This window comes from Aquibacillus kalidii (genome assembly GCF_014280935.1).
Lineage (GTDB): Bacteria > Bacillota > Bacilli > Bacillales > Amphibacillaceae > Aquibacillus_D > Aquibacillus_D kalidii.
This window is the reverse complement of the sequence record NZ_JACLZI010000038.1, coordinates 1-11,844: the sequence shown is the minus strand read 5'-3', so window position 1 is coordinate 11,844 and position 11,844 is coordinate 1. Positions and strand designations below refer to the sequence as shown.

General features: G+C 35.7%; 11 protein-coding genes. 5 read left to right on the top strand and 6 right to left on the bottom strand.

What is annotated here, in order from left to right:
• Positions 1–62: 62 nt before the first annotated feature.
• Together mgrA and H7K77_RS10825 are read right to left on the bottom strand one after the other, a co-directional pair.
• The gene (gene mgrA / locus H7K77_RS10830; RefSeq protein ID WP_186577863.1) at positions 63–1,055 is read right to left on the bottom strand and encodes an L-glyceraldehyde 3-phosphate reductase; all 993 of its coding nucleotides are present in this window, start codon (positions 1,053–1,055) and stop codon (positions 63–65) included.
• Positions 1,056–1,165: 110 nt separating this feature from the next.
• Complete coding sequence (locus H7K77_RS10825; protein ID WP_186577862.1) at positions 1,166–2,032, bottom strand: helix-turn-helix domain-containing protein; 867 nt, start codon at positions 2,030–2,032, stop codon at positions 1,166–1,168.
• Between the two features lie 210 nt (positions 2,033–2,242).
• Here H7K77_RS10825 and H7K77_RS10820 point away from each other — a divergent pair, with 210 nt between their 5' ends.
• Positions 2,243–4,531, top strand: coding sequence for a glycoside hydrolase family 127 protein (locus H7K77_RS10820; RefSeq protein ID WP_186577861.1), 2,289 nt, complete (start codon positions 2,243–2,245; stop codon positions 4,529–4,531).
• 110 nt (positions 4,532–4,641) lie between these two features.
• On the opposite strand, the gene sigH is transcribed toward H7K77_RS10820, so the two are convergent.
• Positions 4,642–5,349 carry an RNA polymerase sporulation sigma factor SigH gene (sigH, locus tag H7K77_RS10815; protein WP_186577860.1) on the bottom strand — a complete coding sequence of 236 codons (708 nt, stop codon included), beginning with the start codon at positions 5,347–5,349 and terminating at the stop codon, positions 4,642–4,644.
• A gap of 209 nt (positions 5,350–5,558) precedes the next feature.
• Here sigH and H7K77_RS10810 point away from each other — a divergent pair, with 209 nt between their 5' ends.
• Positions 5,559–5,918 (top strand): putative zinc-binding protein, encoded by a 360-nt coding sequence (locus H7K77_RS10810; RefSeq protein WP_186577859.1) that lies wholly within the window; start codon positions 5,559–5,561, stop codon positions 5,916–5,918.
• A gap of 39 nt (positions 5,919–5,957) precedes the next feature.
• Here H7K77_RS10810 and H7K77_RS10805 read toward each other — a convergent pair whose 3' ends face one another.
• On the bottom strand, positions 5,958–6,140 hold the full coding sequence (locus tag H7K77_RS10805) for a hypothetical protein (protein WP_186577858.1): 183 nt from the start codon (positions 6,138–6,140) through the stop codon (positions 5,958–5,960).
• A gap of 123 nt (positions 6,141–6,263) precedes the next feature.
• Between H7K77_RS10805 and H7K77_RS10800 the strand changes: the two genes are divergently transcribed.
• The gene (locus tag H7K77_RS10800; RefSeq protein WP_186577857.1) at positions 6,264–6,491 is read left to right on the top strand and encodes a hypothetical protein; all 228 of its coding nucleotides are present in this window, start codon (positions 6,264–6,266) and stop codon (positions 6,489–6,491) included.
• A gap of 60 nt (positions 6,492–6,551) precedes the next feature.
• Here H7K77_RS10800 and H7K77_RS10795 read toward each other — a convergent pair whose 3' ends face one another.
• Entirely contained in the window at positions 6,552–8,282 is a 1,731-nt protein-coding gene (locus tag H7K77_RS10795; protein WP_186577856.1) for a sensor domain-containing protein, read from the bottom strand.
• Positions 8,283–8,460: 178 nt separating this feature from the next.
• Between H7K77_RS10795 and H7K77_RS10790 the strand changes: the two genes are divergently transcribed.
• Both H7K77_RS10790 and H7K77_RS10785 read left to right on the top strand, forming a co-directional pair.
• On the top strand, positions 8,461–9,462 hold the full coding sequence (locus H7K77_RS10790) for an LLM class flavin-dependent oxidoreductase (RefSeq protein WP_186577855.1): 1,002 nt from the start codon (positions 8,461–8,463) through the stop codon (positions 9,460–9,462).
• Positions 9,463–9,592: 130 nt separating this feature from the next.
• Positions 9,593–10,576, top strand: coding sequence for a phospholipase D-like domain-containing protein (locus H7K77_RS10785; RefSeq protein ID WP_186577854.1), 984 nt, complete (start codon positions 9,593–9,595; stop codon positions 10,574–10,576).
• A gap of 126 nt (positions 10,577–10,702) precedes the next feature.
• Here the strand turns inward: H7K77_RS10785 and H7K77_RS10780 are convergent.
• Positions 10,703–11,844, bottom strand: a 1,142-nt coding sequence (locus H7K77_RS10780) for an IS256 family transposase (protein WP_186577711.1), incomplete at its 5' end; no start/stop codon positions are given.

Genomic DNA, 11,844 nt, shown 5'->3' with positions numbered 1-11,844 from the left:
TACGAACATTATTAAGATAAATGAGCAGCCCCTTTAGTTTTGGTAACATGAGGGGCTGCTCATTATTTCAGTATGGCATTAATCGTTTCTATTTCATTTTTACTAAACTGCGGATTTTCCAGTGCCTTAACATTTTCTTCAATTTGACTAACTTTACTTGCTCCAATAAGAGCAGAAACAACTGATTTTTCTTGTAGTACCCAAACAAGAGCCATTTGCGCGAGTGATTGTTCACGCTGTTGTGCGATTTCATTTAGTTGTTTTACTTTTTGCAGCACATCATTAGAAATATCTTTCTCATTTAAGAAAGGGATATGTTCTTTTGCAGCTCTTGAATCACTTGGGATTCCTGTTAAGTATTTATTGGTTAGCAGCCCTTGAGCAAGTGGTACGAACGCAATACAACCAGCACCCTCACGCTCTAAAACATCAGTCAATCCATCTTCTACCCACCGGTTTAACATGGAATATGCAGCTTGATGTATGATAAAAGGTGTTCCTTGTTCCTTCAGGATTGAAATAGCGCGCTTGGTTTCTTCTGCGTTGTAATTAGAAATTCCAACATATAATGCTTTCCCTTGACGGACGATTTGGTCTAGTGCTCCCATTGTCTCCTCTAACGGTGTGTCTGGATCTGGTCGGTGATGATAAAAGATATCAACATAGTCTAAATTCATCCGTTTTAAGCTTTGATCTAAGCTCGAGATCAAGTACTTCTTAGATCCCCAATCCCCATATGGGCCATCCCACATCTTAAAGCCCGCTTTTGTAGAAATAATTAACTCATCACGATAGCTCCTAAAATCTTTTTCTAGAATTTGACCGAAGTTTTCTTCTGCCGACCCGGGAGGAGGACCATAATTATTAGCAAGGTCAAAATGAGTAATTCCTAGATCAAATGCTCGTCTAAGCATGTTACGTTGATTCTCTATTGCATCTTCTCCTCCAAAATTGTTCCATAATCCAAGTGATATTGCTGGAAGCATAACACCAGATTTTCCACAACGATTGTAAGGAATCGAATTGTATCTCGTTTCGCTCGGTAAATAACTCAAGTAGCAACAACCCCTTCATTAAAGTTCTACTAACTACTATTCTGCAAAAGCCTATCATTTCCTTTCTATTGGGTGATTTTATCTATTTATTTTTAGGCGTATTAACGAACCTATAGAAGATAGCTTTGGTTTAAATAGACTGATGGGGGAATGCCTGTGACCTTCTTAAAAACCCTACTAAAATAAAATGGATTTGAAAAACCTAAATAATTACTTACCTCTGTTACATTCCAACCTTTTTCCTTAAATAATCTAATAGCCTCCTCGATTAGTAGATCATTTTGAAATTGGGAGACATTTTTCCCGGTTTGCTCTTTAAAGAGGTGGGATAGGTAAGTATAATTCATTCCTATAATTTCTGAAATCTCAGCTCCTGATAATTTGTATCGTGGGTTACGCTTAAGTAATTCAATCATCTGTTTGATGATGTGATGCTGTTTATTGTTTTGATTTACATTAACATGGTCGTTATAAAGTTCGATAAACAAAGAATAAGTCATTGCTGAAAGCTGAAGAGGACGTACGGCACTAGATGAAACGTATATTTGTAATAATTTATTTAATTGTAATTCAACATAATCTGGTTGAGATAACTTCCCTTGTTTGGGCATTGTTACGGAAGAGTTATACACTTGATCTAGGATAATTGTTGCTTGCTGAAATGGAGAATATTCCTCCTTGCTGGATTTAGCATCGCTTGTATCGTAGAAATGGATGTAATACCATTCAGTACCTGGTTCATAGAATTCATATCCCGAATGAGGAATGTTATTTCTAAGAAAAAGATAGGTTTTTTCTTTTATAACATATATCTGATCTTTTTCTATTACGCTGATTATTCCTTTTTTTACATAAATAAATACGTTTATATCTTCCATAAGACGATTAGGATGCTTTAATTCTCCTTTTTCATCTACCATACACCCTAATTCTCGTACCAAAGGAAGACTAGAGGAACTTAGTTGGATTTGATTCATATAAAAGGCCACCTAACGTTTATATTTTTTATTCATACTAATATATAATCCAAAAAAAAGATAGGTATTCTAATATTATGGAATTCCAATTCATCATTAAAGTATTCATAATAAGATTAAATAGATATATTTGAGGTATGATCAGACTAATAGGGAAAACTTTTTAGGGTATTACAGAAAATAATAAAGAGCATAGAGGAGGTTCTTCTAATGGATGTAAAATTACTGGATGGTATTTTTAGAAAATCACAAGAAAAAGGAAAAGAATATTTATTGTACTTAGATGTCGATCGCTTAGTAGCGCCATGTTATGAGGCTGTTCATCAAAAAGCAAGAAAGCCCCGTTATGGTGGTTGGGAATCGATGGGAATTGCGGGTCATTCCATAGGTCACTGGCTATCAGCTGTTGCGACCATGTACGAGGTAACTGGTGATGAAGCCTTAAATAAAAAACTAGAATATGCGATTAATGAATTAGAATTAATACAAAGTCTTGATGGAACCGGATATGTAAGTGGTTTTCCTAGAGACTGCTTTGATGAAGTGTTTACTGGTGAATTTCGTGTGGATAATTTTAGCTTGGGAGGTTCGTGGGTACCATGGTATAGCCTACATAAAATTTTCGCAGGTTTAATAGATGTCTATCAAATTCTAGGGATGAACAAGGCTCTTGAAATTGTTACTAAGTTGTCGGAGTGGGCACATACCGGCCTATCTAAGCTTTCAGATCAACAGTTTCAAAAGATGTTAACTTGTGAGCACGGTGGAATGAATGAAGCAATGGCTGATATGTACCTCATTACAGGTGAAGAAAAGTATCTTATTTTGGCAAAGCGATTTTGCCATCAAGCCATTTTAGAACCATTGGCTAAGGGAGAAGATGATTTAGAAGGGAAGCATGCCAACACGCAGATACCAAAAGTTATTGGTGCTGCTAAGCTATATGATATTACTGGTGAGCAAAGATATCGTGATATGGCTGAATTTTTCTGGAATCAAGTGACGAATTACCGTTCTTATGTAATCGGTGGGAATAGTATCGGGGAGCATTTTGGCCCAGAAAATGCGGAGGAACTTGGTATTTTGACGACGGAAACATGCAACACCTACAATATGCTTAAACTTACGGAACACTTATTTAATTGGGAACAGAAATCCGTTTATATGGACTACTATGAACGAGCATTATATAACCATATACTTGCGTCTCAAGATCCTGATTCGGGAATGAAAACATATTTTGTATCTACTCAACCAGGACATTTCAAAGTGTATTGTTCACCTGATGATTCTTTCTGGTGTTGTACCGGGACTGGCATGGAAAATCCTGCACGTTATACGAGAAGTATATACTCGCTCCAAGGTGGAGGCTTACATGTCAACTTATTTGTGGCATCAAGAATCAAGATAGAAGATCAACAAATGGAGATACTTCAAGAAACAACCTTTCCGGAGACCAATCGAACTGTACTAACCTTCAAACAAGCAAATCACGTCACTATGCCAGTTAAGATCCGCATTCCAAATTGGATCGACGGTAAGATACAGGTAAAGGTGAATGGGGAAGAGGTTGCGGTAGTTAGTGATAAAGATTACGTTACAGTTGAAAAAGAGTGGACAACGAACGACCGGATTGAGATTACTTTACCAATGAAATTGTATTCCTATGTTGCTAAAGATGATGTCAAAAAGCAAGCGATTATGTATGGACCAGTTGTACTTGCAGGTGCATTAGGTAGGGAGAACTTTCCTGAAACAGATATTTTAGCGGATCATCAAGCCTTGAATAATCATGAGTTAATTGATGTTCCTACACTTGTTACAGATGAAACGGATCTCAATGCTTGGATTCATCCTGTTCAAGGAGAAAATTTGACCTTTGAAACAGAAGCAGTTGGACAACCTGGTAATGTAAAAGTAAAACTGATCCCATTTTATGAACTTCATCACCAACGCTATACTTTATATTGGAAAATAATGAATAAACAAGAATTTGCGAGTTTTGTTGATTATGAAAAGGAAGAATTGGAGCGTAAAAGAAGAATTACTGTTGACGAAGTAAGTCCTAATGAACAGCAACCTGAGGTAGATCATCGTATTAAATCAAAGAATTCTACATCAGGTTATTTAAATGTTGTGCAAAAGGGTTGGCGCGACAGTCGTGGAGATGGGTATTTCAGTTATGAAATGATGGTACAGCCAGACCGTCAAATGTATTTACTAGTTTCCTATTACGGCAGTGATACTACACTACACGTTGACGGAAAGGCGTATGAACGAGATTTTGCTATCTTGATTGATAATCAAGAAATTGCAAGGCAATCGTTACGTGCAAACAAGCCAGGCGGACTATTTGATGTCAGCTATAAAATACCTTTAGAATTAACGCAAGGTAAGCAAAAGGTAGAGTTGACTTTTAAATCAGAAGAAGGAAAAGCAGCAGGTGGTGTTTACGGTGTTAGTATCATAAATGAAGAACCACCGAAAAAGGATAAGTAATTTCCCCATCTTAGAAAATTATATTAGAAAAAAGAGAAGCTACTAGTCTTTATCGATTAGTAGCTTCTCTTTATGTTGGCAAGGTATAAATAGGAAGTGTTTTGTTGCACCTATTTCGATTTTAATGATTTTAACGATCTCATCTTATAAGAATTACTAGAACTTTCATTTAAAGCAGATTGTCCTAGCTCAGCATATTTTTCTAATTTTCTTTTTACGCGAGTTAGCGCATTATCGATGGCTTTGACATGACTATTTAATTTTAACGATATTTCCTTATAGGATTGTCCCTCTAAATAAAGGGCAAGTACTTCACGCTCAAGATCACTCAGTAATTCAGACATCTTTGTTTCAAAGTTATTAAATTCTTCTTGTTTTATAATTAGCTCTTCTGGATCCGAAGCATTAGTTCCTAATATTAAATCCATTAGTGTACGGTCTGATTCATCTTCAAAAACAGGCTTATCTAAAGACACATAAGAATTTAGAGGGATATGTTTTTGTCGAGTAGCTGTTTTAATAGCGGTAATAATTTGTCTCGTAATACAAAGTTCTGCAAAGGATCTAAAAGAATTTAGTTTATCTTTTTTGTAATCCCTAATCGCTTTGAAAAGGCCAATCATACCTTCTTGGATGATATCCTCACGGTCTGCTCCAATTAGAAAATATGAACGAGCTTTAGCATGAACAAATTGGCGATATTTATGAATTAAAAAATCAAGTGCTTCACTATCTCCACAATGAACCAAATTAACTATTTTCTCATCTTCTAAATCTTTGTATATGTGATTGTCGTATTTATTCTCTGTTTTATTCAATGATTTCACCCCGCCGATACGGCTGTCTGTAGGTTCATTATACACTTAGGTAGAGGTGGTTTAGCAAGTGTTTTTTACAGTTTTCTCGGTTGAACCAATAAAATTAAAGAACAAAGTGATATTCTTCACTATTATGGGGGTGGAAATGATTTAAAGTAATATTATCGTAATCTATTTATTCTGAATTTTAAAACAGAAAGGGTTTTTCTATGAAAAAAAAAGCTATGTCGATTGTTTATTCCTGTTCTGGTTGTTCCTCAGCTGCACAAACGGCTAATACCATTGCAATAAAGATGGATCGAGAGAATGTAGCTGAAATGTCCTGTATTGCGGGTGTAGGTGGGGATGTGAAGTCACTTGTTCGAACAGCAAAGTCTGGAAGAGAAATCATAGCAATTGATGGATGTAAGTTATCTTGTTGTAAATATTCCTTGGCTAGACATGGGGTAGAACCAACATTCCACTTTGTCTTATCTAACTTCGATGTGCCAAAGAAAAAAGGTCAGGATCCAGATCCAGTTTTAACAAATAATGCTTACCATCAAATATTGGATTCAATCCATATGTAATAAATAACGGCTATTGATCCAATAGCCGTTATAAAACGTTTATTTATTATTACGATTCTTCTTTGAATCGTTTGTGATTTCCTCTACAGCCTCTGCAGTCACATCGACTGCTTCCATCGCAGCATTTTCTGTCGTTTCAAGGGCGCTATGGACATTGTGAAAGGCTGCTCCAGCAGTTTCTTTTATATTTTCAGCAGTTTGATTTTTTTTCTTATTTCCCATAAGTGTACACCTCCTATATAAGTTTAGGATATGGACTTTTGTTCAATATATGTAACCGGTAGGGAATAATCTATAGGAGAAGGAAGAACATAATAGTATATTCTAATTTAAAGGAGTAATCATGTGAAATCATATAAAATAGAAAATGTTATTATTGATGAAGGGTTCCGACGGGAAGAAACGGTAACTGCTGATATTAAGATTAAGGACAAAATGATCAGCATTTCCTATAATAAATCTGACCTTGAAGTAATCAATACGTGGGCTTTCAAAAATCATCACTCTATTCCAGTTGATTTATCTGATGAGCTAATTGATTCAATCAGAGCGGACATTAAGAAAATGATATAAATGATAGTGGTGGTCCTTAAAATAGACTTTCCCAGACACTATTGTTGGACCACCATCATGCTATTCCTTTTTGAATAAACGGTTAAAAATTTTAATTTTCTTCGGTTTTGTTTCTTCTTCGGTATATTCTGAATAGGTGTTTTTACCCTTTTCCTTTGAAACATATAAAGCCTTGTCCGCTTCTTTTACAATTTGTTCCTTTGTTTTATCTTTACCGAGATAGTAAGAAATCCCAATACTTGTCGATATCGAAATAGTATGTTCACCAAATACGATAGGATCAGCCATCCTGTTGACTATTGTTTGGCAAATATTTATGGCATCTGCCTCTCCTTGAAGGTCAGGTAATACAACCTGAAATTCATCGCCACCCATTCTGGAAACTGTATCGATCGTACGGACGGACAGTTGAATTCTATTTGCAAATTGTTTAATTACTTCGTCCCCAACATCATGACCATAAGTATCATTGATACCTTTGAAATTATCACAGTCTAATAATAAAAGGGCTGTTATTTTTCCGCTCCGTTTTGTTATATTCATTGCTACATCTAAATTTTCATTAAAAAGGGTACGGGTAGGCAATCCTGTCAATTCATCATATAACGCCATCGTTCGTAATTCTGTTTCTCTTTCCTTTATATCAGAAATCTCTCTAGAAACAAAAATGAGCTTGTCAACTTCTCCTTTTGCATTCTGTATGACACCACCTCTCGTATGAACCCAGATAATCTCTCCATTTTTATTAAGCCGGCGATATTCAATTCCATCGACTAGCTTATCGGTATCATACATTTTCTCTACAAAATAGTGTAATCTAGCCATATCTTCCCGATGTACGAACGAGAGATATGATTTACCAATAAAGAAACTTGGATCTAGACCTAAAATGGAGTAATGGGATGGGGACGCATATTCAATTTGCCCTTCTTTGTTAATAATACGGATTAAGTCATTCGAGTTTTCTACTATAATTCGGTATTTACTTTCACTTTCCCGTAACGCTTCTCTTAACTGGTCAATGTGTGTGATATCTTTATAAACTGCAATACAACGAGTAAATTTACCTTCCTTCATAATAGGTGTGTAGGATGATAGGACATGGATAATTTCCCCTGTTCTAGTCATTCTCTCTGCATAATGATTTTTAATAACTTCTCCTCTTTGTAATTGTGATAATATTTCAGCGAATTCACTTTTATTTGTGATTGGAAGAATACTTTTATTTCTGTTTGACATTAGTTCTTCTTCGGTCCAACCAAATAGTTCTGTAAAACTAGGATTAACGCTAATATACTTCCCGTTAGAGTCAAACGTGAAGATAGGATCGCCAGCATGATTATAGATAAGTTCAAATTGTTCCTTTAACTGTTTTAATTCTTGTTCTTTCGCTTTCCTGTCTGTTATTTCACTTAAGACTACGATTAGGTACTCGGACTCATCGTTATCATTAAAAACCGGTGTAATCTTAAATTCAACCCAACCTAAGCGCTTCTCAGTTAAGTTACTAGCAACTGGAAATTCCATTTTTTCTTCGTAGATGATGACCTCTTTGGATTCTATAGCTTCTTTGTATTTGGAATGGAAATTTTCTGCTGATAAGGTTGGCATGAGCTCTTCCACAGTTTTTCCTTCAAATCCTTTTGGTAAATGAAGTGAATCTGTTGCGTTCTTGTTGGCTGTTGCAAATTGTAGGTAGCCTTTATCATTAATCTCCATTAAAAAAACCATGTCAGATATACTATTAAATATAAGGTCTAAATTTTTTAAGTTTTTAATTTTGGCAAACATCGTTTAGTTCTCTCCTTAGTGCCTTTATCTTACCCATAAAATCCATTCTAACATGTATCCATCTATTTTTTTGAGGTTAAAAAATGGAATAATGTTTATTGCGAGCAAAATACTATATATCCGAGTTTTTAATTTGTTACTATAGAGCTAAACTTGCTAACTAGAAGGGATAGTACACATGACAAATATAAATATACCTGTTTCCGTTTTAAATTTGGCACCGATACGACAAGGAGAAGGTGCTAAACAAGCAATTGATTCTATGGTTGATTTAGCTCAAAGTACAGAGCAAATGGGATATACACGTTATTGGATAGCAGAACATCATAATACCCCAACGTTGGTTAGTTCAGCTACCTCTATATTAATAAAACATACATTAGAACACACTGACCGCATTCGGGTTGGTTCTGGTGGGGTAATGCTTCCAAATCATGCTCCATTAGTAGTAGCGGAGCAATTTGGGACAATGGCTACTATTTATCCTGATAGAGTAGACTTGGGACTGGGACGAGCTCCTGGTACGGATATGATGACAGCGAATGCGTTGCGTAGATCTAAAAATGACACTGTATATACGTTTCCGAATGATGTTCAATCACTATTGACTTATTTCGGTCCAGAAGAACAACAAGATTACGTAAAAGCACATCCAGGGGTTGATACGAACATCCCACTTTATATTCTAGGGTCATCAACAGATTCCGCGCATTTAGCTGCAAAATTAGGATTACCGTATGTATTTGCTTCCCACTTCGCACCTAGATATATGGAAGAAGCAATTTCGATCTATCGTAGTCAGTTCCAACCATCACAATATTTGGATTCACCGTATATGATGGTTTGTTTAAATGTAATAGCAGCAGAGACAGATGAAGAAGCGAAATTTGAATCGACAACTATGCAACAATTTTTCTTAAATGTAGTGAGAGGATCAAGAACACCATTAAGTCCTCCTGTTAAAGATATGGACGAAATTTGGAATCCATCAGAAAAAGAAGTAGCTCAATCGATGTCTAGTGTAACTTTGATGGGGAGTAAAGATACAGTCAAAAAGCAATTGGAAAGCTTCCAAGAAAAGTATAATGTAGATGAAATTATGGCTGTTTCTTATATTTACGATCCGAATAAGCAAAAGCGTTCTTATGAAATTTTGAAAGAAATAGTAGATGAAAAGTAAGGAAAGGAGCCAGTGCTACATGTTTAGTACTGGCTTTTTTATGGGCAAGTTTCATTGTGATAAAAAAAAATAGCTAGGGAAAGCTAACACCGATTAAATAAGGAGTATAAGGATTAAAGGAAGGATTAATATGGAGCTAATTCGGACCAATTTGGAACAGTTTATCAAGGAGGAATTTGAAAAGGCAACTTCATCTATTCTAATTATTTCTCCGTTTCTAAATAACTTGGACGGAGTTGAGAGATTATTAAATGGGGTAAAGGCTAGAAATTTGGAATTAAATTATTTAACTAAAACACCAGGAATGGAATATCTTACTGGTTTATCCGATCTAAAAGATCTCAAGAAAATAAGTCAAATCGGGTTTCATGTCAAGCTGTTACAATCTATACAAGCAAATCTTTGCTTGATCGACAAGAAAAAAATACTTATGGGCCCTTTAAACTTCGGTAGTACTGGTCCAACCAAAGGCATCATGTTCAATAAGGAATTAACAGAGAAAGAGGCAGAAATAATTCATAAGCAGTACTGGGCACATCCTAATATAGTAGAATTCAACAGCACCTATTTAGAAGAAATTATTAAAATTCAAGATAAAAACTGCTCACTTATAGAGCAATTGAGAGAAGTGCAGAGCGCTTTCCAATCTATCAAGCTAACTAATAACCCCTCAAATGATGAACTTTTTAATCATCTAAAAGCACGAGGTTTGGTAAAAAAATACGAGAAGATCAAAGAAGAGGATTCATTATTCAAGATAGATGACGAAAAGGTTGTTAAAGTATTAGAGCCGACACACGGAAAGGAAATAGAAAACAATTTTACGTCCTATTCGTATCAATTGACAACCGCCCTAGCAGAACAGTTTAAACAAAGAAACTATCACGGGCTTATTTTGTGTATGGATAACGATACTAATTTTGTATGTTTACCATCTGCTTTTCTGCTCAATAAGGTATGTAAGAAAAGGTATCAAGTGGATAAAAATCTATGGGATATAAGGTTAAAGAAGTTTGAAGAACGTCTTGACTTAATTTTAAACGAGACGGTGGAACTTCCTATAAAACAATATGAAGACTCCTTAAATTTTCGGATAAAAGCGATAAGAGTGTAATATAGAATGGTTTCGAAACAAAACAGGTACTTTTACCATGTATCTGTTTTGTTTTTTTATAGTTTAGGAATTTATAAAATCTGCTAAATGTGGATAACCGGGCTTGTCAAGAAAAGTGTGTAAGTTTTAAATATATTTTAAAACCCTACTCTCCAATTTATCATGGATGAGTAGTTGATTCATGACCATGGACCAGTTTTGAATGTGGCCACCGTTCCACTTTTTCTCCAGTTCTTTTGTACGTAAAAATAAGACTTTCAGTAGAGCGTTCTCGTTGGGGAATGCTCCTTTTTTTGTGACTTTTCTGAAGCTGGAATGGATGCTTTCTACGGCGTTAGTGGTGTACATAATCTTACGAATGGCACTACCATAATCATAGAGCTGCTCGACATGGTGAAAGTTCCTTATCCACACATCAATGGCACCTGGATAAGCAGACCACTGCTGTTTAAAGGCTTCAAATGCACTTTGGCATGCTTTTAAACTTTGAGCTCCATAGACTTTCTTCAAAGAAGCTGTAAATGCTTTATAATCTTTGCTTGGGACATATTTAATAGCGTTTCGAATTAAATGAACGATGCATCTTTGAACGGTAACGTCAGGAAATATGGCACGGGCTCCTTCTTCTAAGCCACTTACGCCATCCATAGAAATAAAGAAAATATCTTCAATCCCTCTAGCTTTTAACTCATCAAATATCTGCATCCATTTATGCTTACTTTCTGTTTCATTCAGCCACAGACCTAGAATATCCTTCTTTCCATCTATCGTATAACCTAAAATGGTGTAGACTGCATATTTCTTTGTCTCATATTGATTCCTAATCGTTGTGTACATACAGTCGACAAATAGGAAAGCGTAGCAGTTGCTTAATGGGCGTGTCTGCCACTCTTCCAGTTCAGGTAGAACTGCATCTGTAATATCTGAAATCATTTCATGGGATACAGAAAAACCATAAATGTCCTCAACGGTGGCGGAAATATCTCGCTGCGACATTCCCCTCGCATACATAGAAATGACCTTATTCTCCATTTCCGAAACATCTTTTTGACGTTTTGGTATTAAATACGGTTCAAACGACCCATCACGATCTCTAGGAACGGATATTTCCACTTCTCCAGCTGTTGTTTTCACCGACTTTTTCCCGTATCCATTTCGTCTATTTGACGTTTCTTTTTCTCCTTTATCATTGGATTCATACCCCAAGTGATGGTTCATTTCACCTTTTAACATCGCTTCAAACATCGGGCCGAATATATCTTTTAAAG